Source organism: uncultured Pelagimonas sp. (genome assembly GCF_947498515.1).
Taxonomy (GTDB): domain Bacteria; phylum Pseudomonadota; class Alphaproteobacteria; order Rhodobacterales; family Rhodobacteraceae; genus Pelagimonas.
Map to the genome: position 1 here is coordinate 58,494 of NZ_CANMKO010000002.1, position 22,312 is coordinate 80,805.

Genomic DNA, 22,312 nt, shown 5'->3' on the forward strand with positions numbered 1-22,312 from the left:
CCACAAGGCAGGCAGCAACAAACAAGCCGCCCAGAATTGTCATAAAAACAGAAGACTCTAAGCGCATTTTTTGATGGGGCCCCTGCCCGCCACGATATCCGCAATCACAGGTGCGATGTATTGGATAGAGACGTGTCATGCAGGCCGGACATTGATCCGGGTGAAGCCCAGTTTTGGGGCCATGTCGAAAAGGCATGATCTACTCGCATCATGAAAGGGATAGCACAAGAGACTGTTAGCAATAAGTTTTTAGAGCTGAGCGCAGGTACTTAAAACACCTAAAACCAAAGCCAAGCCCAATGGCGCTAACCGCCAAAAATTAAACTTGATCAGGTTCCAAGCAGGATCTTCGGGCGCGTCATCAAGCGAAAGCGCCCCTTTGTTTCCGCAAACTGGGCAGGCTCTGTCCAAATGGACAAGAGCAGTTTTGCAATCGGGGCAAAAATGCCCTGCCCCGATGTTGTCTTCTGCCATGTTTATTCGGCGGCAATCGCGCTCAGCTTACCGGATTTTTGCGCTTTGATCCGATCTTCTATTTCTTCGCGGAAATTGCGGATCAAACCTTGGATCGGCCAAGCCGCCGCATCGCCAAGAGCGCAAATGGTGTGGCCTTCGACCTGTTTGGTCACATCCCAAAGCATGTCAATCTCTTCTAGATCAGCCTCGCCACGAACAAGACGCTCCATGACGCGCATCATCCAGCCGGTGCCTTCGCGGCACGGCGTACATTGGCCACAGCTTTCGTGCTTGTAGAATTTCGCCAAACGCCAGATCGCTTTGATGATGTCGGTCTGTTTGTCCATGACGATCACCGCCGCCGTGCCGAGGCCCGAGCCAAGTTCACCGCGCAGGTAATCGAAATCCATAATCGCGTCTTTCATGTGCTCACCGCGCACACAAGGCACCGAGGAACCACCCGGAATAACCGCAAGCAGATTGTCCCAACCACCGCGAATACCACCGCAGTGCTTTTCAATCAGCTCTTCAAAGCTGATCGACATGGCCTCTTCGACAACACAGGGGTTGTTGACGTGACCGGAAATCGCAAAGAGTTTAGTACCCGCATTGTTTTGGCGGCCAAAACTGGCAAACCACTCGGGACCGCGGCGCAAAATTGTCGGCACAACCGCAATTGATTCGACGTTGTTCACGGTTGTGGGGCAGCCGTAAAGACCAGAGCCCGCCGGGAATGGCGGCTTCATGCGTGGCATGCCCTTTTTGCCCTCAAGGCTTTCGAGCAGAGCGGTTTCTTCACCGCAGATATAGGCCCCTGCCCCGTGATGTAGAAACAGATCAAAATCCCAACCAGACCCAGCGGCGTTTTTGCCCAAAAGCCCCGCGTCATATGCCTCATCAATCGCGGCCTGAAGCGCCTCTTTTTCGCGGATATATTCACCGCGAATGTAGATGTAGCATTTGTTAGCTTGCATGGCGAAAGACGCGATCAAACACCCTTCGATTAGAGTGTGCGGATCATGACGCATGATTTCGCGGTCTTTACAGGTACCCGGCTCGGATTCATCTGCATTCACAACAAGGTAGGACGGGCGACCGTCGCTTTCTTTGGGCATGAATGACCATTTCAACCCGGTCGGGAAGCCCGCACCACCGCGACCACGTAGGCCCGAGGCTTTCATCTGATCGATGATCCAGTCACGTCCGTTCTGGATGATTTTTGCAGTTCCATCCCAGTGGCCGCGCTTTTGGGCGCCGGCCAGCGTCCGGTCATGCATTCCGTAGAGGTTGGTAAAGATCCGATCCTGATCCTGCAGCATAGCCTACCTAATCCTTGTCTTTCTGGCGGTCCCGCCAGAGTCCGTAAATCATCCATATCGCCATTGCGAACCCGGCCAAAGCCAAAAGGTCAAACAAGACGCGTGTGCGCTGGGTCCAATCCAACGCTTGCCCAAGGGCGGTCATGACGATCCAACCAATCGCAACACCGGCAATGACGAGCGAAATCACCCGCCCTTGCCGTGCCTGATTGACCTTATCGTTCATGCCCGCCCCCAAGCTTATGCGGTTGCCAGTTCGAGGGCCTGATTGACCCAATCATTGCGCGAAGCCCGTCCCCGCACACCGGCGATGTTGTCATCTACCCATGCGGTCTGGGCTTCGCTCCATTCCGCAATCTGGTCGTAATGAAAAATGCCAGCCTCTTGCAAGGCCAAAGCCAATTTCGGGCCAACACCTTTCAATAGTGTTAGGTCATCCGCTTTGCCGTTGCGCGCCGCCTTAAGCATCTCTGGCTTGGGGCTTGCTAGCTTTGCTTTGGGGGCCGATTTTGCCTCGGCTTTTACCGGCTTGGCGGCAGCATTAACTGGTGCGGAAGCCTCTGCTTTTGGCTTCGGCGCGGGCGTAGCGGGCTTTGGGGCCGCTACTTTGGCCTCTACCACCTTAGGGGCTTCAACCACTTTGGGCGCTGGTGCAGCGGCTTTCGGTGCAGTGTCTTTTGGAGCTGCGGCTTTTGGAGCAGGTGCGGCGACTTTCTTGGCCGGAGCCGGAGTATTTGTCTTTGCGATCGTCTTCTCGACTGGCTTTGCAACAGGCTCGATCTTGGAGCTTGCAACTTTTGCAGGAGCAGGCTTCGCAACAGGCTCAACTTTTACAGGAGTCTCGGCAACGGCGGCTTGTTTCGCAGGCTTCTTTTCCGAAACCTTTTGGGCCGCTTTGGCGGTCACTTTAGCAGATACCGAAGTTTTCGGCGCAACTGCGGAATTCAGGGCACCAAAACCGGCGCTCCAACTCTTCCAAGGAAGATAGGCAAACCGCATGGCAGCTTCGCTCGACTGGGCAGCAAATTTTGTTTGCATGGCCATCATGCGCGCAACAGAGGTAAAATCAGGGGTCATGGTGTACAGTGGGGTCGTCTTGGTCACGTCATCGCTCCAAACTATGAAAAGCGCAGAACACCTGCGCAATTAAAGCCCCGTTCCTCCCCAACGTTGCTAGGTCACGCCTTGCATACTGCAGCGCAGCATGCAAGGCATAGCGGTGTCGCAGGGTCTTAGTAGACCCCGCCTTTGTCGACGCGTTTGGAGAATTCAGTTTCCCCACCCGCCGCCAGTATTTTGGCCTGCTCAACCCAATTATCGCGGGTCACGCGGCCTTTGAAACCAACCAGATTAGCATTGGCCCAAGCAACCTCGTCCTCGGTCCAAGCGGCAATTTGGCTAAAGTGGTAGACGCCAAGGCTATGACAAACCTTTTCAAGCTTTGGCCCAATACCTTTGATTTCTTTCAAGTTATCGGGGCCGCCTTCCAAGGGCGCTTCGAGTAAATCCGGCTTGGACCCCTCTTCGGTGCCTTCCTTGACGCCATCACCATCATAGTCTTCGCCTTGATCTTTGGGCGTCGCTTCCGTTTTTGGGGCCGTCTCGGTCGCGGCTGCTACTGCCGCCTCTTGCGGCGCTGCCGCAGCAGGTTCCTCAGTTGCAGCAGCTTTTTTTTCTGCCGCCGGCGAAGACGCCTCAGCCACATCCTTGTCGCCACCGTCATAGCGCCAAGTTCCCTTGCGCGCAGCAAGATCAGCCTGCCCTGGCAATTCAGTCGATGGCTTGATCACAGTCTCGGTTGCATCGTCACCACCATCAGGGACATCGGCATCAGAGGCGTCGGAAGCTGCGGCCGCAGCATCATCGCCAGTGCTTTCAGCTGCGACCGGCTTGTCGGCGCTCGTGTCATTCCCTTTGGCGTCCGCACCGGCGTCACCTGCCTCGGCATCGGCTTCGCCGTCATAGCTCCATTCACCCTTACGCTCGGCCAAATCGGCTTCGCCTGCCAAGGCTTTGGAGGGTTTGACCGTACCAGCAGCTTCACCTTCACCGTCGAATGCGCCGCCCGATGCCTCAACAGCATCCGCTTCGCTTTCGTCAGCCTTTGCCCCAGTTGTATCTTCGGAGACTGGGTCTGCCTTGGCTGTTGCTGATTCCGCGGGTGGTACCGACGCTTCGGGTGCCGGTTTTGCGGCGCTCGCTCCGGCAGCGGCAACACCAGCCGCAGCGGCAACGCCCGCGCCGCGACCTGCGCTGTCCACAGGTTGCGCCTCAGCTGGACTGCTGGCTCCAATAGCTGGCACGTCCGCGCAAAAGAGCCATTTGAACAAGAACCCAAGCAGCACCGCCGCCAGAATTCCCAAAATCAGCCCTGCAAAAATGCTCTTCCCGGCCACCGCGATAGCCATTAGGGCAACAAGTACCCCTATGACACCGGCGACTGTCCAGCATTTAACCGGGCAACTCTGTCCGCCATTTGCGTTGTTCATTCCCAAACTCCCTATCCGCTTTATCACTGACACCTAGTCTTTATAGATGTCGTCCTTTTTTGCACGGGTAGCAAATTCGGTTTCTTCCCCGGAAGCAAGGGTTTTGGCTTGGGACACCCAATTATCGCGGCTGGCGCGACCTTTGAACCCTTCAAGGTTCTGATCCACCCAGCCCAACTCTTTGTCTGTCCAAGCCGCGACTTGGTCAAAATGGAAGAAGCCCATGGAATTAAGGAGTTTTTCAAGCTTTGGGCCGACGCCTTTGATCAGTTTCAGATCATCCGCACCGCCCTCGCGGGCCGCGTCAAGGGCGGCGGGTTTGTCTTCGGCACTGGCTTCTACAGGCTCCGAGACATTGGTCGTAGCTTTGACTTCAGCGGCTGTTTTTTCCCCAGCATCAGCCTTGTCGCCGCTCTCGTAACGCCATTCGCCCTTGCGTTCAGCAAGGTCCGCCTGGCCCGGAAGCTCTTTTGAGGCTTTTAAAACAGCAGTGTCCGCAGTAGTCTCAGACGTTGCAGGTTCAACCTCGGCGGCCGCCTCTTCTGTCGTCGAAGAAGGCTTGCTCACCGGCGCAGAAACAGCATCAGAAGCCAAGGAAACCGCAGCCGCCGCGCCACCGTTTGACTGATCTTCCCAGCCCTGAACTACCGGAACTTCGGTGCCATCAATACGTTTGATTGTGTCGCCAATGTCATCGGCCAATTGCGCCGAGGCATTCAGCTTGATCGAGCCGTTCACAAACTCGGTCAACGACGAGATGCCCGATTCCGGCTCGGATGCGAAGCGACCATTTTGGGGGCCAACCGTCGGAACTTTGCCAGCGGCCATATCATCTAACAGTTGCCCCAGCTTTTCGGCTGTTAGGTCTTCGTAATAGTCTTTGCCGATCTGGGCCATGGGGGCGTTGGTGCAGGCACCAAGGCACTCGACCTCTTCCCAGCTGAATTTGCCATCCGCCGACACCGTGTGCGGCTTGTCGGCAATTTTGTCTTTGCAGACCGCCATCAGGTCTTCGGCCCCGCAGATCATGCAGGACAGGGTGCCACAAATCTGAATATGCGCAACAGTTCCAACCGGTTGCAGCTGAAACATGAAATAGAATGACGCCACTTCGAGTGCGCGAATGTAGGCCATACCCAGCATGTCCGCGACATATTCAATCGCTGGACGGGTGAGCCAGCTTTCTTGCTCCTGCGCGCGCCACAAAAGTGGGATGATCGCGCTGGCCTGACGGCCTTGGGGGTATTTGCTGACCTGATTTTGCGCCCAAGCCAGGTTAGCCGGGGTGAATTCGAAGCTTTCAGGTTGCTCAGAGTGCAAACGACGCAGCATATCTTTGGTCTTTCGGTTGGCTAACCGGGAACCATGTCACCCCGGTCACTGTTTTCTATTCCTGTGGCCCCTTACGTGAAAGGTTTAGGCCTCTGTGGGCGCGCAGGCCCCTGTTATCAAACGAATTCCGCCGCCTTCAAGCGCAACCGCTTCTTCGGTTTGCAACCGATATTGGCCGACTTCGATAACTTTTTCCCGTGGCAGCCCGGTTTGCAGTTCAACCGGCAGATAATGCCGTTCAGCGACGAGATCACAGCCAATCGAGGCCACAGCCGCATCATAGGCGGCCAAATCTTCGTCGGTGATGTCCTTTGGGGGCATGACACAGGCGGAGGCCAACGTCATAGCGGCCAAAGCGGGAACAAGTTTCTTCATTATCAGGCCTTTCTGCACGATCTTGGCAATGTCTGGCGGGTTTCTTCGCCAATCTGTTGCGCTGTCTTGGTCTGGCAGGGTTGGTTACTAAGGGACGGACAAAGCGGCCGGTGTCCCAGCCGCCTTGAAGATTACCTATCGATTTCGCCGAAAACGACATCCATGGTGCCGATGATTGCCGCGACATCGGCCAGTTGGTGGCCTTTGGCAACGTGGTCCATCGATTGCAAATGCAAGAACCCCGGCGCGCGCAGTTTGGCGCGGTAAGGTTTGTTGGACCCATCAGCGACCATATACACCCCAAACTCACCTTTAGGGGCTTCGACGGCGGCATAGACTTCGCCGGCCGGAACCTTGAACCCTTCGGTATAAAGCTTGAAGTGGTGGATCAGAGATTCCATCGAAGTTTTCATTTCGCTGCGCTTTGGTGGGGTCAGCTTGCCACGGGCCAAAACATCGCCCTGCCCTTCGGGAGCACGCAGTTTTTCAATCGCCTGCAAAATGATGCTGGTTGATTGGCGCATCTCTTCCATGCGGACAAGATAGCGATCATAGCAGTCGCCGTTTTTGCCAACCGGCACTTGGAAATCGAATTCATCGTAGCATTCATAGGGTTGCGCGCGACGCAAATCCCACGCAAGGCCCGAGCCGCGCACCATGACACCGGAATAGCCCCAATCAAGGATCTCTTCTTCGGTCACAACACCGATATCGCAGTTCCGCTGTTTGAAAATCCGGTTTTCGGTCAACAACCCGTCGATGTCATCGAGAACATTGGGGAAATGACCGGCCCACTCGATGATGTCATCCAAGAGCGCCTCTGGCAGGTCCTGATGCACACCGCCGGGGCGGAAATAGTTGGCGTGAAGACGGGCACCACAGGCGCGCTCATAAAAGATCATGAGCTTTTCGCGTTCTTCAAAGCCCCAGAGCGGCGGCGTTAGTGCACCGACGTCCATCGCTTGGGTTGTCACGTTCAGCAGGTGGTTCAACACCCGGCCGATTTCGCTAAACAACACCCGGATGAGCGAGCCACGGCGCGGAACCTCAACACCGGTCAGCTTTTCAATCGCCAGACACCAAGCGTGTTCTTGGTTCATTGGGGCCACGTAGTCGAGGCGATCCAAATAAGGCAGGTTTTGCAGGTAAGTCCGGCTCTCCATGAGCTTTTCGGTACCACGGTGCAGCAGGCCAATATGCGGGTCTGCGCGTTCTACGATCTCACCATCCAGCTCAAGCACCATGCGCAACACGCCGTGTGCCGCCGGGTGCTGAGGCCCGAAGTTGATGTTGAAATTGCGGATTTTCTGTTCGCCGGTCAGGGCGTCATCGAAACCTTTGGAGCCGTCCATTTAGTTGGCCTCCTTATTCTGAACCGGAGAGGAAAATGCCACGATCCATAGTAGGATCGGCACAGTAACCGGGATTAGTGTTATCAAAGCCAGCGGTGCCGGATAGCCGTATCTCGGCAACATCTTCCAAAATGGAACAACCAAAACCAAGAGAAGAAGATTAGAAAGGAGAAAGAAAAACTGTTGCTGGCTGCTCATGCCATCTGTGTAGACGTAAACAAATACGCCCCAGATGCCCAATCCAACCAAGCCAAACAGCTTATTCATCAACCTTTGGCCTCTTCCTGCTTTTCATCACCGGGCAGCACGTATTGCGCGCCTTCCCATGGCGACATGAAATCAAACTGGCGGTATTCCTGAACCAAGGACACGGGTTCGTAGACGACGCGTTTCAGCTCTTCGTCATAACGGACTTCGGTGTAGCCTGTGGTTGGGAAATCTTTGCGCAGCGGGTGGCCACGGAAACCATAGTCAGTCAGCAAACGGCGCAGATCCGGGTGGCCCGAGAACAGGATGCCATACATGTCAAATGTCTCACGCTCGAACCAATTGGCCGAAGGGTGGACATCAACAATCGACGGAACCATTTCGTCTTCGCGCACAGACAAGCGCAGGCGAATGCGGTGGTTTTGATACATCGACAAGAAGTGATAGACGACATCAAAACGCTTGGCCCGATCAGGGTAGTCAACGCCAGACAGGTCAACCAAAGTCGAGAATTTGCAATTCGGATCGGTCTTTAGAAACTCAACAAAGCCTTTGATATTGGCCGGGGCCACATCAATGTTGAGTTCACCATAGGCGATTTCCCAACCCAAAACGCAATCGGGGCGTTTGGCTTCGATCAATGTGCCCAGTTCGTTCAGTGCTTCACTCATCGTACAAGTGTCCCCGTCCGGCGAATTTTCTTTTGCAGCGCCGTCAGGCCATAGAGCAACGCCTCAGCCGTGGGCGGGCAGCCCGGCACATAGACGTCCACCGGCACGATGCGATCACAACCACGCACAACCGAATAGCTGTAGTGATAGTAACCACCACCATTGGCACAAGAGCCCATGGAAATCACATAGCGCGGCTCTGGCATCTGGTCATAAACCTTGCGCAGCGCCGGGGCCATTTTGTTGGTCAATGTCCCGGCCACGATCATCAGGTCAGACTGGCGCGGGCTGGCGCGCGGGGCGATCCCGTAACGCTCGGCGTCGTAACGTGGCATCGAGGTGTGCATCATCTCAACTGCACAGCAGGCCAACCCAAAGGTCATCCAGTGCAGCGAGCCGGTGCGCGCCCAGTTAATGATGTCTTCCGTCGAGGTCAGCAGGAAACCTTTGTCCTGCAGCTCGCGGTTGATGGCCTGAGTGGCGACTTCTTTGTCCGCGCCGACCTGGGTCCCTGTCATCACTCCCATTCGAGCGCCCCTTTCTTCCATTCGTAAGCAAATCCGGCTGTCAGCACCGCCAAGAAGACCATCATAGACCAGAAGCCAACCATCGAGATATCCGCAAAGGCCACGGCCCATGGGAACAAGAAGGCGATTTCGAGGTCAAAAATGATGAACAGGATCGCGACAAGGTAGAAACGGACATCGAATTTCATTCGGGCGTCATCAAATGCGTTGAACCCGCATTCATAGGCCGAAACCTTTTCCGGATCCGGATTGCGCACAGCAATCAGAATGGCGGCGAAAAGGAAAACAAGACCAATGACAACGGCAATGGCCACAAAGACGAGGATGGGAAGGTATTCCCGCAGCATCTCTTCCACGAGGCGGCTCCTTCTTTGGCACGCATAACGCGCGCAGATCGGTTCAGGGATGCCTTAGCCCTATGGGCAGGCAGGGTCAACAAGGCGGGTTGATATTCAATAGAATGAAATCGAAGGTAAACAGACCCGCAGATTGTCGAAATTTTATTGAATTTCATAAACTTGGGGTAGAATGCACCCATGGTCGCATTGCCTTGCGAATTATCAAAGCGCGCGCTTGCGTCGCGGAATCATTTCGCGGTTTTCTTGGGTCGGTCAATTTGTCCCGAGACTGGCAATCATCACATGGGCCGCAAAACCCGCCATCACCAACATGATCGGGCCCCAGACCGCGCGTTCCTTTTTGGACGGTGTGATCCAGTTCAGAATCGCGCTAATCACCATAACAGCAAGGGCAATCCACCCTGCCCTTCGCGGCCAATCCAAACCGGGAAACCCCGCCGCCGACAGGATCGCCAAGCCGCAAAACAGCAAAATGGGAATCGATATGGCCGCGATGATCCGCCCCCGAAGCGGAAGCGCACCAACATGTTGGCCGCCTTGAGTGTATTCGCCAAGCGGAGCTCCAGCGATCAATGCAATTTGAAAGAAAATGATGGCAAGACAGCCGGTTGCGAACAAATGGGCGATTTGCGTGATCATGGCTTTGGCTCACAATTTCGGAAATGGATGGTTTCGTGATACTCTGAGTGAACCATTCCGGCAATCACCCCATCAATAGGAGACTGCCATGCGGCGCATAACGGTCATTTTCGGTGCCATTGTTTTGGCGGCGGCTCCCGCTTGGACGGAAAACCAAGTGCAAACCCGATCACAAGGTCAAGATTGTTCAGGCGAGAGCCAGCAGCTTGGGCTTGATCCTATCCCCGGTGGGTTCCTTGAGTTACCCGCCAATGTCCGCCACATCCGGTTTGATCAGGATATCTCTCTTTGTGCGCAAGCCGGATCAGTTGAAGCGCGCGCCGCCTTGGTGCAAACCTTTTCCTGTGCCGATATTCGCGACAGCCCAGACGACGGTGTTGGAGTTGATTTTCTAACCGCAGACGGTACGCCCCATCACATCTGGCTGCATATCAACCCTGACAATGATCCACAGGTGCTGGAATTCGGTCTCTATAAACAAGAGACCGAAGTCTATTGGGCAGTCAGCAAAATCGCGGTTTGTAGCGGCTAAAAGCCATGCTCAAGTAATCCAAACCGGCTTGCGTTTGTCGAAAAACGCGCCGATGCCTTCTTGGGCTTCCTCGCCTTCCCATCGATCAACGAGCCCTTGAATCGTTTGGTCAATCACCTCTTCGGTGATCGGCATGCCAAGCCACCGGGTAAAGCGTTTGGCCTCGGCCACAGCCCCCGGCGCGACCGATAGATAGGGAGCAACCTCGGCCTCAACTGCCGCGTCAAGCTCATCCGCAGTTACTGCCTTGGCCAAAAGACCCAAAGTCACCGCTTCATCAGCCTTGAAAATGCGGGCTGACATGAAAACACGCCGCGCCATCGCCTCGCCCAACCGGGCCAGAACATAGGGGCCAATGGTGGCGGGGATCAGGCCAAGTTTGGTTTCTGTCAAGCCGAACTTCGCACCCTCAACCCCAATCGCCACATCACAAACAGACGCCATGCCAACACCGCCGCCAAAGGCCTGACCCTGGACCCGGCCGATAAGCGGTTTGGGCATTTCATTCAGCGCCTTAAGCATCATCGCCAGTTTTTTGGCCTCGACAAAGCGGGTCTTGGCGTCGGCGGCCATCTGATCCTGCATCCAGCGTAGATCACCTCCGGCGCAAAAGCTCCGCCCCGCCCCGGTTAAGATCACCACACGCACCGCATCGTCACCGCCCAATTGCTCGGCGGCGTCGGTCAGCTCGGCGATCATTTGCGCCGACATAGCGTTGTGTTTGTCCGCCCGGTTGAGGGTGAGTGTCGCGACACCGCGCGCGTCGATTTGGATATCGATCGTTTCGAACATTCAGGCGTCCCCCCGCATGGCGCGCGCCATTTGGGCGGCCTCATCCAAAATGGCCCGATCAAGGCCGGTTTCATATCCCAGCTGTGTAACACGGTCATGGACCGCCTCGGTGGCGACATTGCCCGCCGCACCCGGCGCATAAGGGCACCCCCCCAAGCCGCCAACCGCGCCGTCAAAAACCCGAAGCCCTTTGTCCAAAGCAACCTCAATATTGGCCAAAGCTTTGCCGCTGGTATCATGAAAATGCCCGGCAAGCTTATCAGCAGGCAGTTCGTTCAAAACCACATCGAGCATCTTGGCAATGGCCTCGGGCTGACCCCGTCCAATTGTGTCACCAAGCGAGATTTCGTAGCACCCCATGTCGCGCAGCGCCGCCACAACCCGCGCCACTTGCGCCGGATCTACGGCCCCGTCATAAGGACATTCAACCACACAAGACACATAGCCCCGCACCGGTAGTCCCGCATCTTGGGCGGCTTGTGCAACCGGTTTAAACCGCTCAAGGCTCTCGGCGATTGTCGCGTTGATATTGGCCTTGCTGAAGCCCTCTGAGGCAGAACCGAAAATCGCCACTTCGTCCGCCTTGGCGGCAATGGCGTTTTCCAACCCCTTCATATTAGGTGTGAGCGCCGCATAAGAAATGCCCGCAGCACGGCGAATACCGGCCAGAACATCGGCACTATCCGCCATCTGTGGCACCCATTTCGGGCTGACAAAACTGGCGCATTCGATGCGTTTAAACCCGGCCCGGCTAAGGCAATCAACCAATGCCACCTTGTCCGCCGTTGGGATTTGGCGTTTCTCATTTTGCAACCCGTCACGCGGGCCAACTTCGAAAATCTCAACGTGATTGGTCACAAATCAGGCCTCCGGAACCGGGTAAAAATCTTTGTCATAAAACTGTTGCGCGCCCTCTCGGGCACAGGCCCGCTGATGTGACGGCAGGGCTTCGATGCGAGCTTTGTAGGCCATGAGCTTGGGAAACTCAGAAAGATCAACATAGTAAGGCGCAGCAAAGAGGTTGAAGCCCATCATGATATCCGCCCCGGAAAACCCATCGGGCAAAAGCCAGTCGCCCTCCCTCATCCGGGCCTCCATCCCTTGAAGCGCCGCGCGCAGGCGGGCCACAGTCAGCTTGACGACAATCGGGCTTGGCTTCGCAGGCGGTCGCAAGAACACCATCTGAAGGTTGAGGTTTTCGATCAGGCTGGCCATGGTTTCCGAATAGTGGATCCATTGCAAATAGGCGGCGCGTTCGATGTGACCCGCGACACGACCGAGCTCCGGCGCATGGGTTTCGACCAAATATTCAAGGATCGCCCCGGATTCGGCCATTTCCAAACCATCAATCTCGATCGCCGGTATGCGTGTTGCTGGCGACACACGCGGCAAACCACTCTCGCGCATCTCCCTTGATCCGATTTGGTGTTCGATGATCTCAAGCGGGCCAAGTTTGGCCTCTAGGCCCGCTTCTTCGATCAGCCAAAGAATACGAAACGAGCGACCATATTGGACGTGATGCAGTTTGATCATGGGGTGGCCCTCCTCCGACCTTGTTCAACCATGGTGTTTTTCACCCATCCCGGCGCGGCGCTCGTCCAAAATCCGTGCACGGATTTTTCAAAAGTTTTGCAAAACTTTTGGGTGCGCCTGCCGAGCGGTTATTGCTTAGGCCTCGACCTCTTCTTCCAGACGGATCAGCGGGGCACCGGCCTCAACCTGATCACCATCGGCGACCAAAACCTCGGCAATAGTCCCGTCACGGCCCGCAACCATTGTGTGTTCCATCTTCATCGCTTCCAATACCGCCAAACGATCACCTTCGGACACGGTTTGACCAGGCGACACATGAACCGACACAACCCGCCCCGGCATCGGCGCAAGAGTGAGCGTCGCATCCGCGCCACCATCAGAATCGCGCGCCAACAGGTCAATCACACGATAGGACCGCCCGTAATCGGTGAAAATCGTGATTTCATCGCCGCTTTGTGCGAAATTGGCGGCGCGGTCACCATCCAGTTCCCAGCCAGACGCGGTGTGCAAAGCCTCGACCACCAGCCCATCAGTTTCAACCAAACAATCGCCGGCACCACGCATTCGCAGCTTGATTTCGCGCGGCTCACCACCGTCTTCAATCCACACCGTTCGAACAAGCGGTTGCCACAGGGTAAAACCGCTGCCTGCCCCGTCCTGATCCCAAATCCCGGCGGCGATAAGTGCCGCTTGCGCACGTGCCTGCGGATTGTCATCGGGCTGCGCAACCAAGGCGTCAATGTCACGGGCGATCAGACCGGTATCGACGTCACCGCGACCAAAACCGTCGTGTTCGGCCAATGCGCCCAAAAAGGACAGGTTCGTCACCGTGCCGGCCACTTCGGTTTCGCGCAAGCCGCGCGCCAACTGCCGCAAGGCTACGGCGCGGGTCGGGCCATGTACGATCACCTTGGCAATCATCGGGTCGTAATGCGGGCTGATCTCATCCCCCGACCGCACGCCGCTATCGGCGCGCACCCCGTCCGGGAAAGCCAAATGTGCCAAACGCCCCGTGGCAGGTAAGAACCCGGCCGGAACGTCTTCGGCATAAAGACGGGCCTCAAAGGCATGGCCCTTGATCGACAACTCATCCTGTTGCGCAGGGAGACTTTCGCCTGAAGCGACGCGAATTTGCCATTCGACCAAATCCACACTGGTGATCAACTCGGACACCGGATGTTCAACCTGTAATCGGGTGTTCATTTCCATGAACCAGAACCCGTCCTCGCGAAGCCCGTCCGAGCCATCCACGATGAATTCGACCGTCCCCGCCCCTTTGTAGCCAATCGCCTCGGCGGCGCGTACCGCCGCCTGCCCCATGGCTTGGCGGACGTTCTCCGGCATATCCGGTGCTGGCGCTTCTTCGATGACCTTTTGGTGGCGACGCTGAAGCGAACAATCGCGTTCAAACAAATGCACGGCTTTTTCACCATCGCCAAACACCTGCACCTCAATGTGACGAGGTTGCGAGATGAACTTTTCAATCAGCACATGATCATTGCCAAAGGCGGTCCGCGCCTCGGATTTGGCGCTTTCCAATGCGTCGACAAATTCTTCGGGACGCTCAACAAGGCGCATGCCTTTGCCGCCGCCCCCGGCAACCGCTTTGATAAGGACCGGATAGCCGATGCTTTGCGCCTCGACCTCTAGATGTCCGGGATCTTGGTCTTCTCCCATGTAGCCCGGAACAATTGGCACGCCTGCCTCTTGCATCAGCCTTTTGGCCGCATCCTTGAGCCCCATAGAACGGATCGCATGGGCAGATGGGCCGACAAAGGTCAGACCTGCGGCCTCGACTTGATCAACAAAATCGGGGTTTTCGGACAAAAAACCGTATCCCGGATGGATTAGCTGCGCCCCTGTGGCCTGCGCCGCGGCGATGATTGCGTCGCCGCGCAGATAGCTTGCCGCCGGGGCCGCTTCGCCGATGCAAATCGCGTCGTCGGCCAAAGCCACATGTTTCGCGCCCGCATCAACATCAGAATGCACCGCGACACTGCGCAGGCCCATTTTACGCGCAGTTTCGATAACGCGACAGGCGATTTCACCACGGTTGGCGATCAAAATGGTATCAAACATGGGGTATCTCCATGAGGTGTGGTCGGCAACGAGGGGCCTGCCCCTCGCGCTCCCCGGAGTTTAATTTGCAAGATGAAGACATCGATGAATAACGCATGGGTAAATCACATGCGGAACACGCCAAAGCGTGTGTCTTCGATCGGTGCGTTCAGAGATGCGCGCAAGGACAGCGCAAGTGTTTGGCGGGATTTTCGTGGGTCGATGATCCCATCGTCCCACAAACGGGCCGAGGCATAGAGCGGGTGCGCCTGGCGTTCGAACATCTCGATGGTCGGGCGTTTGAACTCGGCCTCATCCTCGGCGGACCATGTCCCACCTTTGCGCTCGATCCCGTCGCGTTTCACTGTGGCTAACACGCCTGCGGCCTGTTCGCCGCCCATGACGCTGATCCGGCTATTGGGCCAGGTCCAAAGGAAACGCGGCTGGTAGGCGCGACCGGACATGCCGTAATTGCCCGCACCAAAGCTTCCGCCGACCAACATCGTGATCTTAGGCACATTTGTGGTCGCAACCGCGGTGACCATCTTGGCCCCATGACGCGCAATACCTTCGTTTTCGTATTTGCGGCCAACCATAAACCCAGTGATATTTTGCAAGAAAACCAGAGGTATAGAGCGTTGGGAACACAGTTCTACGAAATGCGCACCCTTTTGTGCGGCCTCAGAAAACAAAACGCCGTTGTTGGCGATGATCCCCACGGGCATGCCCATGACATGGGCAAACCCAGTGACCAAAGTTTCGCCAAAGCGCGCTTTGAATTCGTCAAATCGCGATCCGTCAACCATCCGCGCGATGACTTCGCGGATGTCATAGGGCGTGCGCAAATCCCCCGGAACAACGCCTAGGATTTCATCGGGGTCATAGGCCGGGTCTTCGGGGTTTTGCAGGTTGACCAAAGCGCCCTTGGCGGGACCAAGATTGCCAACCGCGCGACGGGCAAGCGCCAGTGCGTGGCTATCATCCTCGGCCAGGTAATCCGCAACGCCGGAAAGGCGCGTATGAACATCGCCACCGCCAAGATCTTCGGAAGTGACAACCTCGCCAGTCGCGGCTTTGACCAAGGGCGGGCCAGCCAAGAAGATCGTCCCTTGTTCTTTAACGATAATAGTCACGTCCGACATGGCGGGCACATAGGCCCCGCCGGCGGTACACGACCCCATGACAACCGCGATCTGCGCGATGCCTTTGGCGGACATGCGGGCTTGGTTGTAGAAGATGCGGCCAAAGTGATCGCGATCTGGGAACACTTCGTCCTGATTAGGAAGGTTCGCGCCGCCGCTATCCACCAAGTAGATGCAAGGAAGATGGTTTTCCTCAGCGATCTCTTGGGCGCGTAGGTGCTTTTTGACCGTCATCGGATAATACGTGCCGCCTTTGACGGTGGCATCATTGCAAACAACCATAACCTGACGGCCCTGCACCTGACCGATGCCTGCAATCACCCCAGCACAGGGGGCGGCATTGTCGTAAAGACCGTGGGCCGCCGTGGCACCAACTTCAAGAAACGGGGTTCCGGGGTCAAGCAAGTTGGCAACCCGTTCACGCGGCAACATTTTCCCACGGCTGATGTGACGATCACGCGATCGTTCGCCGCCACCCGCCGCCGCCATGTCAGCGGCCTCACGGATTTCCGCCAACGCGTCGAGGTGAGCGGACTGGTTGGATTTGAATTGCTCTGAAGAAGCAATCGCTTGGGATTGGAGCTTCATGGTGTCTCCTGCCTTTTTAGGGTGTCTGCCTGCGCTTCTGCGGCTGCGCGGGCTTTGAGTTCTTTGCGGATAACCTTGCCAGTGACGGTCATTGGCAGCTCATCCAGAAAACTGATTTCTCTTGGGTATGAATAGTTTGCCAAGCGATCTTTGACCCATGTCTGAAGATCCCTTTCACAAAGGTTAACGTCTTGTTTTACAACAACATAAGCCTTAACGATTTCGGTTCGTAGTGGATCGGGTTTGCCCACAACGCCAACGGTGGCAACGCCGGGATGGGTGAGTAAACAATCTTCGATTTCAGCCGGGCCAATCCGGTACCCCGCCGAGGAGATCACATCGTCGTCGCGCCCAACAAAGCGCAAATAGCCGTCTTGAAACACACCGCGATCGCCCATGACCATCCAGTCGCCGCGAAATTTCGCGGCCGTTTCCGCCGGGTTATTCCAATATTCCAACAACATAGAGGGCGCGCCTCGACGGATCGCGATATCCCCTTCGCCGTCGACCTCGTGGCCATCTTCATCAATCACAGCGATGTCAAACCCCGGAACGGGTTTGCCGATGGCACCCGGTTGCGGAGGAAACAAAACGCTACAGGAGCTGGCCACCATATTGCATTCTGTCTGACCGTAGAATTCGTTGATTGTCACACCAAGCGCCTGTTGCCCCCAAGCGAGCATCTCGGCCCCTAAGGGTTCCCCACCTGAGGCCACGGTACGAAGTCCAGCAATTTGGGCGTTTTCCGCCTTAAGAAAACGCAGTGCCGTTGGAGGGAAAAATATATTTTTTACATGTGCTTGTGCAATGATTCTTAAGCATTCTTCGACGCTGAACTTTGCCATGCGTGCGGCCACAACCGGAACGCCAAGCGCCAGTCCGGGCATGAGAACATCAAACAGGCCTCCGATCCAAGCCCAATCTGCAGGTGTCCAAAGAACATCACCCTCTAAACCCAAGAAATCATGACTTATTTTGACACCGGGTAAATGCCCGTTTAGCATTTTGTGCGCATGAAGCGCACCTTTGGGTTTGCCAGTGGTGCCAGACGTGTAGATCAGCACCGCCGGGTCTTGAGGTCCTGTCTCGAGCATGGGTTGTGGAACAGGCTCAGAGAGGTCTGTTTGTTGGATAACAGCGACGTCGAAAGGGGATAGGAGAGCGGCCCCTTCTTCATCTGTTACAACAACTTGCGTGCCGGAGTTGTCAAGACGAGAGGCCAAGGCATCCCGGCGAAACAACTTGAACAAGGGAACAGAAATTGCGCCCAAACGCCAAGTCGCGATATGCGCAGCCGCGCAGAGCGGCGATTGACCCAAAAGGACACCAACCCGATCGCCGGACTGAACGCCACGCGCCACCAAAACGGCCTGCACCTGCCAGCTAAGGCGTTGTAAATCCGCATAAGTGACATCAACGCGCTCGCCATCCGACAAATCAATAATCGCCAGTTTGTCGGGGAACTTCGCAGCCCAGTCATCGCAGACCTGAGCCGCCATATTTAGCCGCTCTGGAAGCTCGTTCCGAACTGCCGCCCTAAGTGCGTCGTATGAAAGACCGCGTGGCAGCATCAGTCGCCCCAAGATTCCCCAAGCAAAACAGCTTGTTCCGCGGTGGTATGAATCAAACAGTTTAACGTAGCCGGGCCGCCACCTGTGCCGCCGCTCCATTGGCTGCGCTCGTAGTCACATTTGGCGTCACGAAACGGGATCCACGCGCGCTGCATCTGTTTCAACGCATCGGCCTGTGATGGGCCAAACCCTTCGTTCGCGATGTCGTTGGCCTTGGAGGTCGCCATTTTCGCCTTGTAGTTGACGTTCAACAACCTGTCCCAGTACTGAAATTCAGCATCCAAGCAACCGCTTTCGCCGTAGGTCGAAAACCCGCCCGGCGTGTCCTGCATACATTGCAGTGCAGAAAGGCCAACACAGTCCTGATAGGGCCGCGTGCTCTGAAGACACGCGTCGGTGGCATAATCAGAATAGGTCAAATCCTGTGCGGCGACACCGCTTGAGAGGACACCAAAGATGAAGGTGAGAAGACGCATACGAGGCTCCCGTTGTGGATTGCTGGGCCGGGCACCCTGCCCGACCCGCGCGGATCAGAGCATTTTGCTCATCAATTCCCGCCCAACCAGCATACGGCGAATTTCGCTTGTGCCAGCCCCAATTTCCATCAACTTGGCATCACGGAACAAACGTCCAACGGCCGCATCGGCCAAGAAGCCCGCGCCGCCAAGCGCCTGAACCGCCTGATGCGCCTGAACCATCGCCTGTTCAGACGCATAGAGACAACACGCCGCCGCGTCCTGACGGGTGACGGTGCCACGATCACAGGCGCGCGCGACTTCGTACACATAGGCCCGCGCCGAATTCATTGCGGTGTACATATCGGCAATTTTGCCCTGCATCAGCTGGAAGTTCCCGATTGGCTGACCAAACTGTTTGCGCTCGGCCATATAGGGCATGACCTCGTCCATACAGGCGGCCATGATCCCGGTGCCAATCCCAGCGAGAACAACGCGTTCGTAGTCGAGACCGGACATCAAAACGCGAACGCCTTTGCCCTCTTCACCAAGGATGTTTTCAAACGGCACTTCGACGTTTTCAAAGATCAACTCGGCGGTGTTCGACCCGCGCATGCCCATTTTGTCGAAATGCGGGCTTGTCGAGAACCCTGCCATGTCTTTTTCAACGATAAAGGCGGTGATACCCTTGGCCCCCGCATCGGGATCGGTTTTGGCATAAACAACCAGCGTATCGGCGTCAGGACCGTTGGTGATCCAGTATTTGTTGCCATTCAACACAAAGCGATCATTGCGTTTTTCGGCGCGCAGCTTCATCGACACAACGTCAGACCCGGCACCGGGCTCGGACATTGCCAAGGCCCCAACGTGTTCGCCAGACAACAAGCCCGGCAGGTATTTCTGACGCTGTTCGTCGGTGCCGTTCAGCTTGATTTGATTGACGCAAAGATTGGAATGCGCACCGTAGGACAAAGAGACCGACGCGCTGGCACGGGCGATTTCCTCAACCGCAATCACATGCGCGAGATAAGACATTTCTGCCCCACCGAATTTTTCGGGAACGGTGATCCCCAAGAGGCCCAACTCGCCCATTTCGGTCCAGAGCTCATTTGGGAACTCGTTTGTGCTGTCGATCTCGGCCGCCATCGGCTTGACCCGCTCTTGCGCCCACTTGTGCACCATATCGCGCAGGGCGTTTACATCTTCACCTAGATCGAAAGTCATGCTGGCCAGGAACATTGCTCTGCGCCTCCTCACGCTTATTGAACACCTGTTCAGTTAAGTACACAGATTTGATGAGTCGGGTCAAGCAATGCTTGAAAATTCCGAATTCAGGGCGTGTTCCATGCCTCTTGGAAAGGCCTTGTTAACGAACATACCAAATACACCTTAATTCGAGAGCTCTTGCACTTTTTCGCCGACGACGGCAGGAACATACGACAGCACAACCCTAGGTTCGGAACGCCAAACGTATGACAGTTCGATACAAGTATTTTCCAGACGAAGGGTTCCTGTTGATGAAGTATTTCGGGCGCTCGACGCATGCTCAGCAGGTCGAGCTGTTTTCAACGGTTGCACAACAATATGACGTTGTTCCCTTTATGAATTGCGTCTCCGACATGTCAGAGCTTACGCAAACAACGATCACCTCAAAAAACATGATGTCTCAGGTGACACAAATTACCCAAGCGCTAGATGCACTGCCGCACCCCATAAAACAGGCGCTGTATGCCCCGACCCCAATGTCCATGGGTATTTCGCGTATGTATCTCGGATACGCTGATCTCTCCGCCAATCTTGACATTCAAGTTTTCGATGACCTGCAAGAGGCCATCAATTGGGCGGGCAAATCCGGCCTTGCGAATGAGTTGTTTGAGACGTCCGAATGGGACGAAATCCCGGATTAGGCACCTAAACGCTATGCTGCTGCCAAACAGCCCCCACTTCAGCGCGAATAATCCGTGCGATCAAGGCGCAGTCGTCGAGTGAGAACGTTAGCGGCAAGCGCATGTCGACAATCCCGGTCAAAATCCTATCGCTGGCGGGCATGCGCTCCGCCTCTGTATAGCGCCAGCTGTCATAGCGTGATGTAAACCCTGCGGGCTCGGCCCCACCAAACCATTTAAGCTCGACCCCGCGCGCTGCACAGCGAGAGATGACCGCATTCACCGCCTTAGGAGACCAATCCAGCAGCAAGAATTGGATCGATGATCCCACAGGTCGAGCATTGGGATGGCGGCTTACGAGCTTCAAACCGGGTGTATCGGATAACCCTTGTTCAACAACGTCATATCGTTCGTTCCAGCGTGTCACTTGTGTTTCTAGATCGCGCAGTTGAGGCCGCAATATCGCCGCACGTATATTATCCATGCGCCCAGACACGTTTGGCGTTGTGTATTTCACTCTTTCAAAAACCTCAGGGTCCGGTGCCGCCAAATGACGTTCGTACAACATGTATGACCCGGACAGGATGATAGCGCGCGCGGCTATCTCTTCGTCATCGGTGACCAAGAACCCTCCTTCGCCAGAGTTCACATGCTTGTAGGTCTGCATCGAGTAGCAGCCGATTGCCCCCTGCCGTCCCGAGGGCACGCCCCGCCATTGTGCCCCCATCGTATGGGCACAATCTTCGATCACCGTCACATCGGCTGCATCACACATCTGCATGAGCCGATCCATATCGCACAAATGGCCGCGCATATGGGACAACATCAACACCTTGGCATGGCCAAGTTTGGCCTCAAGGTCGTCAAGGTCGATGACCAACTCATCGGTTACCCCGACAAATTCCGGTTTTGCGCCAATGCTGGCAATCGCACCGGGAACTGGGGCAAGCGTAAAGGCATTGGTCAACACCGTTTCACCGGGTTGCACCCCGACGGCCCGCAGCGAACAGGCCAAGGCATAGCCACCAGAGGCCACAGCAACACAGTATTTCGCCCCGGTTTGCGCGGCGAATTCCTGTTCCAACAACGCGGCTTCTGAAAACTCGCCCTCGGCGACATTATAGCGGTGCAGCCGACCATGATTCAAAACCGCAATCGCGGCCTCAATCCCTTCCTGTGGAATGGGTTCCTGTTGTGTGAAACTTCCGGTGAAAATCTCGGTCATGCGGAATCCTTGGTGGTGACGGTCAATTGATGCGCCAGTATCGGCGGCAAATCGCGTATGATTTAGGTCGTTTTCTGCACAAAACCCGTTTTTTCAGCCAATCAGACGCATGATTTCGGGATGTAGCTCGTCAAAATGGTCAATTACGCTTTCCGGTTTCAAAGGGCGTACATCTTCGCCACCAACGGCGAATGTCACCAAAATCGATGGCACACCAGCATTGGCCGAGGTCTTGCGATCCGTTTCGGAATCCCCAACCAAAAGTGAGGCGTCACGACGTCCGCCACAGTGATCAACAGCGGCCCAATACGGGGCAACATCAGGCTTGCGGGTGGCCACGGTATCGGCCCCAATCATCGATCCAAACAGATCACGCACCCCGAGGCTACGCAACAATTTCTCGGCCAGCGCTTCGGGTTTGTTGGTGCAAATGCCCACAGCATATTCGTTGCGTAGAAGGGTTTCGACCGCTTCAACCGCGCCGGGGTACATATGGGTATAGACATCAATGGCGCTATCATAGGCGGTCAATAATTCGGGATACCACTTATCAACGGTTTGCCCCGACATAAGCCCGGCTCGCGTCAAGCCCAAGGTCAACATTGCCTTGCCCCCACGCACCGCGGTTCCGGCATCACCAACCGGGTCAAGGCGTTCGTTAATCCCCATGGCATCAAAACAATGGTTGGCGGCGGCGATCAAATCACCGCTCGTATCGGCCAACGTCCCATCGAGATCAAAAATCACACAATTCTTCATGGCCTACCCTTTTGTCATATCCAGAAACCAAGCGTGACCAGTCTC

24 protein-coding genes are annotated in these 22,312 nt (G+C 55.9%); 2 read left to right on the forward strand and 22 right to left on the reverse strand.

Going from position 1 to position 22,312, the window contains the following annotated elements; translation table 11 throughout:
• Nucleotides 1–476: 476 nt before the first annotated feature.
• The 12 genes from nuoF to Q1A43_RS03720 form a co-directional block, all read right to left on the reverse strand.
• Nucleotides 477–1,775 (reverse strand): NADH-quinone oxidoreductase subunit NuoF, encoded by a 1,299-nt coding sequence (nuoF, locus tag Q1A43_RS03665; RefSeq protein WP_299932661.1) that lies wholly within the window; start codon nucleotides 1,773–1,775, stop codon nucleotides 477–479.
• Between the two features lie 7 nt (nucleotides 1,776–1,782).
• On the reverse strand, nucleotides 1,783–2,001 hold the full coding sequence (locus Q1A43_RS03670; RefSeq protein WP_299927405.1) for a DUF5337 domain-containing protein: 219 nt from the start codon (nucleotides 1,999–2,001) through the stop codon (nucleotides 1,783–1,785).
• 14 nt (nucleotides 2,002–2,015) lie between these two features.
• Nucleotides 2,016–2,879: a hypothetical protein gene (locus Q1A43_RS03675; RefSeq protein WP_299932664.1), complete on the reverse strand. Its 864-nt coding sequence runs from the start codon at nucleotides 2,877–2,879 to the stop codon at nucleotides 2,016–2,018.
• Between the two features lie 128 nt (nucleotides 2,880–3,007).
• On the reverse strand, nucleotides 3,008–4,264 hold the full coding sequence (locus Q1A43_RS03680) for a hypothetical protein (RefSeq protein WP_299932667.1): 1,257 nt from the start codon (nucleotides 4,262–4,264) through the stop codon (nucleotides 3,008–3,010).
• A gap of 33 nt (nucleotides 4,265–4,297) precedes the next feature.
• Nucleotides 4,298–5,596, reverse strand: coding sequence for an NADH-quinone oxidoreductase subunit E (locus tag Q1A43_RS03685; protein ID WP_299932669.1), 1,299 nt, complete (start codon nucleotides 5,594–5,596; stop codon nucleotides 4,298–4,300).
• A gap of 84 nt (nucleotides 5,597–5,680) precedes the next feature.
• On the reverse strand, nucleotides 5,681–5,971 hold the full coding sequence (locus Q1A43_RS03690) for a hypothetical protein (RefSeq protein WP_299927417.1): 291 nt from the start codon (nucleotides 5,969–5,971) through the stop codon (nucleotides 5,681–5,683).
• Between the two features lie 131 nt (nucleotides 5,972–6,102).
• Nucleotides 6,103–7,323 (reverse strand): NADH-quinone oxidoreductase subunit D, encoded by a 1,221-nt coding sequence (locus tag Q1A43_RS03695; RefSeq protein WP_299927419.1) that lies wholly within the window; start codon nucleotides 7,321–7,323, stop codon nucleotides 6,103–6,105.
• Nucleotides 7,324–7,590: a hypothetical protein gene (locus tag Q1A43_RS03700; protein ID WP_299932671.1), complete on the reverse strand. Its 267-nt coding sequence runs from the start codon at nucleotides 7,588–7,590 to the stop codon at nucleotides 7,324–7,326.
• The gene (locus Q1A43_RS03705; protein WP_299927425.1) at nucleotides 7,590–8,201 is read right to left on the reverse strand and encodes an NADH-quinone oxidoreductase subunit C; all 612 of its coding nucleotides are present in this window, start codon (nucleotides 8,199–8,201) and stop codon (nucleotides 7,590–7,592) included. The genes Q1A43_RS03700 and Q1A43_RS03705 overlap by 1 nt, the downstream gene beginning before the upstream one ends.
• Nucleotides 8,198–8,728 (reverse strand): NADH-quinone oxidoreductase subunit B family protein, encoded by a 531-nt coding sequence (locus Q1A43_RS03710; RefSeq protein WP_299932673.1) that lies wholly within the window; start codon nucleotides 8,726–8,728, stop codon nucleotides 8,198–8,200. Before Q1A43_RS03710 ends, Q1A43_RS03705 begins: the two co-directional genes overlap by 4 nt.
• Nucleotides 8,719–9,084, reverse strand: a complete 366-nt coding sequence (locus Q1A43_RS03715) for an NADH-quinone oxidoreductase subunit A (RefSeq protein WP_299927431.1) — start codon at nucleotides 9,082–9,084, stop codon at nucleotides 8,719–8,721. Before Q1A43_RS03715 ends, Q1A43_RS03710 begins: the two co-directional genes overlap by 10 nt.
• Before the next feature lie 255 nt (nucleotides 9,085–9,339).
• Entirely contained in the window at nucleotides 9,340–9,726 is a 387-nt protein-coding gene (locus Q1A43_RS03720; protein WP_299927433.1) for a hypothetical protein, read from the reverse strand.
• Nucleotides 9,727–9,814: 88 nt separating this feature from the next.
• Between Q1A43_RS03720 and Q1A43_RS03725 the strand changes: the two genes are divergently transcribed.
• Nucleotides 9,815–10,258 carry a hypothetical protein gene (locus Q1A43_RS03725; RefSeq protein ID WP_299932676.1) on the forward strand — a complete coding sequence of 148 codons (444 nt, stop codon included), beginning with the start codon at nucleotides 9,815–9,817 and terminating at the stop codon, nucleotides 10,256–10,258.
• 9 nt (nucleotides 10,259–10,267) lie between these two features.
• Here the strand turns inward: Q1A43_RS03725 and Q1A43_RS03730 are convergent, their stop codons facing one another.
• From Q1A43_RS03730 to Q1A43_RS03765, 8 genes are all read right to left on the reverse strand, one after another.
• Nucleotides 10,268–11,050, reverse strand: a complete 783-nt coding sequence (locus Q1A43_RS03730) for a crotonase/enoyl-CoA hydratase family protein (protein WP_299932678.1) — start codon at nucleotides 11,048–11,050, stop codon at nucleotides 10,268–10,270.
• On the reverse strand, nucleotides 11,051–11,908 hold the full coding sequence (locus Q1A43_RS03735) for a hydroxymethylglutaryl-CoA lyase (protein ID WP_299932681.1): 858 nt from the start codon (nucleotides 11,906–11,908) through the stop codon (nucleotides 11,051–11,053).
• A gap of 3 nt (nucleotides 11,909–11,911) precedes the next feature.
• Nucleotides 11,912–12,583 (reverse strand): glutathione S-transferase family protein, encoded by a 672-nt coding sequence (locus tag Q1A43_RS03740; RefSeq protein ID WP_299932684.1) that lies wholly within the window; start codon nucleotides 12,581–12,583, stop codon nucleotides 11,912–11,914.
• 135 nt (nucleotides 12,584–12,718) lie between these two features.
• On the reverse strand, nucleotides 12,719–14,662 hold the full coding sequence (locus tag Q1A43_RS03745) for an acetyl/propionyl/methylcrotonyl-CoA carboxylase subunit alpha (protein ID WP_299932686.1): 1,944 nt from the start codon (nucleotides 14,660–14,662) through the stop codon (nucleotides 12,719–12,721).
• A gap of 104 nt (nucleotides 14,663–14,766) precedes the next feature.
• Nucleotides 14,767–16,371, reverse strand: coding sequence for a carboxyl transferase domain-containing protein (locus Q1A43_RS03750; protein WP_299932689.1), 1,605 nt, complete (start codon nucleotides 16,369–16,371; stop codon nucleotides 14,767–14,769).
• Nucleotides 16,368–17,942, reverse strand: a complete 1,575-nt coding sequence (locus tag Q1A43_RS03755; protein ID WP_299932691.1) for an AMP-binding protein — start codon at nucleotides 17,940–17,942, stop codon at nucleotides 16,368–16,370. The genes Q1A43_RS03750 and Q1A43_RS03755 overlap by 4 nt, the downstream gene beginning before the upstream one ends.
• A complete protein-coding gene (locus Q1A43_RS03760; protein ID WP_299927457.1) occupies nucleotides 17,942–18,418 on the reverse strand; it encodes a lysozyme inhibitor LprI family protein in 477 nt (158 codons plus the stop codon). The genes Q1A43_RS03755 and Q1A43_RS03760 overlap by 1 nt, the downstream gene beginning before the upstream one ends.
• 54 nt (nucleotides 18,419–18,472) lie before the next feature.
• The gene (locus tag Q1A43_RS03765) at nucleotides 18,473–19,636 is read right to left on the reverse strand and encodes an isovaleryl-CoA dehydrogenase (RefSeq protein ID WP_299927460.1); all 1,164 of its coding nucleotides are present in this window, start codon (nucleotides 19,634–19,636) and stop codon (nucleotides 18,473–18,475) included.
• Between the two features lie 233 nt (nucleotides 19,637–19,869).
• Between Q1A43_RS03765 and Q1A43_RS03770 the strand changes: the two genes are divergently transcribed.
• Nucleotides 19,870–20,304: a hypothetical protein gene (locus tag Q1A43_RS03770; RefSeq protein ID WP_299932694.1), complete on the forward strand. Its 435-nt coding sequence runs from the start codon at nucleotides 19,870–19,872 to the stop codon at nucleotides 20,302–20,304.
• A 4-nt stretch (nucleotides 20,305–20,308) separates the two neighbouring features.
• Here Q1A43_RS03770 and Q1A43_RS03775 read toward each other — a convergent pair whose 3' ends face one another.
• Both Q1A43_RS03775 and Q1A43_RS03780 read right to left on the reverse strand, forming a co-directional pair.
• A complete protein-coding gene (locus tag Q1A43_RS03775; RefSeq protein WP_299932697.1) occupies nucleotides 20,309–21,508 on the reverse strand; it encodes a DegT/DnrJ/EryC1/StrS family aminotransferase in 1,200 nt (399 codons plus the stop codon).
• A 93-nt stretch (nucleotides 21,509–21,601) separates the two neighbouring features.
• The gene (locus Q1A43_RS03780) at nucleotides 21,602–22,267 is read right to left on the reverse strand and encodes an HAD-IA family hydrolase (RefSeq protein WP_299932700.1); all 666 of its coding nucleotides are present in this window, start codon (nucleotides 22,265–22,267) and stop codon (nucleotides 21,602–21,604) included.
• Nucleotides 22,268–22,312 lie beyond the last annotated feature (45 nt).

Excerpts from the sequence above, each read along its gene's own strand:
- nuoF (WP_299932661.1), bottom strand. The coding sequence starts at position 1,775 with ATGCTGCAGGATCAGGATCGGATCTTTACCAACCTCTACGGAATGCAT.
- Q1A43_RS03670 (WP_299927405.1), bottom strand. The coding sequence starts at position 2,001 with ATGAACGATAAGGTCAATCAGGCACGGCAAGGGCGGGTGATTTCGCTC.
- Q1A43_RS03680 (WP_299932667.1), bottom strand. The coding sequence starts at position 4,264 with ATGAACAACGCAAATGGCGGACAGAGTTGCCCGGTTAAATGCTGGACA.
- Q1A43_RS03685 (WP_299932669.1), bottom strand. The coding sequence starts at position 5,596 with ATGCTGCGTCGTTTGCACTCTGAGCAACCTGAAAGCTTCGAATTCACC.
- Q1A43_RS03690 (WP_299927417.1), bottom strand. The coding sequence starts at position 5,971 with ATGAAGAAACTTGTTCCCGCTTTGGCCGCTATGACGTTGGCCTCCGCC.
- Q1A43_RS03695 (WP_299927419.1), bottom strand. The coding sequence starts at position 7,323 with ATGGACGGCTCCAAAGGTTTCGATGACGCCCTGACCGGCGAACAGAAA.
- Q1A43_RS03700 (WP_299932671.1), bottom strand. The coding sequence starts at position 7,590 with ATGAATAAGCTGTTTGGCTTGGTTGGATTGGGCATCTGGGGCGTATTT.
- Q1A43_RS03705 (WP_299927425.1), bottom strand. The coding sequence starts at position 8,201 with ATGAGTGAAGCACTGAACGAACTGGGCACATTGATCGAAGCCAAACGC.
- Q1A43_RS03710 (WP_299932673.1), bottom strand. The coding sequence starts at position 8,728 with ATGGGAGTGATGACAGGGACCCAGGTCGGCGCGGACAAAGAAGTCGCC.
- Q1A43_RS03720 (WP_299927433.1), bottom strand. The coding sequence starts at position 9,726 with ATGATCACGCAAATCGCCCATTTGTTCGCAACCGGCTGTCTTGCCATC.
- Q1A43_RS03725 (WP_299932676.1), top strand. The coding sequence starts at position 9,815 with ATGCGGCGCATAACGGTCATTTTCGGTGCCATTGTTTTGGCGGCGGCT.
- Q1A43_RS03730 (WP_299932678.1), bottom strand. The coding sequence starts at position 11,050 with ATGTTCGAAACGATCGATATCCAAATCGACGCGCGCGGTGTCGCGACA.
- Q1A43_RS03740 (WP_299932684.1), bottom strand. The coding sequence starts at position 12,583 with ATGATCAAACTGCATCACGTCCAATATGGTCGCTCGTTTCGTATTCTT.
- Q1A43_RS03745 (WP_299932686.1), bottom strand. The coding sequence starts at position 14,662 with ATGTTTGATACCATTTTGATCGCCAACCGTGGTGAAATCGCCTGTCGC.
- Q1A43_RS03750 (WP_299932689.1), bottom strand. The coding sequence starts at position 16,371 with ATGAAGCTCCAATCCCAAGCGATTGCTTCTTCAGAGCAATTCAAATCC.
- Q1A43_RS03755 (WP_299932691.1), bottom strand. The coding sequence starts at position 17,942 with ATGCTGCCACGCGGTCTTTCATACGACGCACTTAGGGCGGCAGTTCGG.
- Q1A43_RS03760 (WP_299927457.1), bottom strand. The coding sequence starts at position 18,418 with ATGCGTCTTCTCACCTTCATCTTTGGTGTCCTCTCAAGCGGTGTCGCC.
- Q1A43_RS03765 (WP_299927460.1), bottom strand. The coding sequence starts at position 19,636 with ATGTTCCTGGCCAGCATGACTTTCGATCTAGGTGAAGATGTAAACGCC.
- Q1A43_RS03770 (WP_299932694.1), top strand. The coding sequence starts at position 19,870 with ATGACAGTTCGATACAAGTATTTTCCAGACGAAGGGTTCCTGTTGATG.
- Q1A43_RS03775 (WP_299932697.1), bottom strand. The coding sequence starts at position 21,508 with ATGACCGAGATTTTCACCGGAAGTTTCACACAACAGGAACCCATTCCA.
- Q1A43_RS03780 (WP_299932700.1), bottom strand. The coding sequence starts at position 22,267 with ATGAAGAATTGTGTGATTTTTGATCTCGATGGGACGTTGGCCGATACG.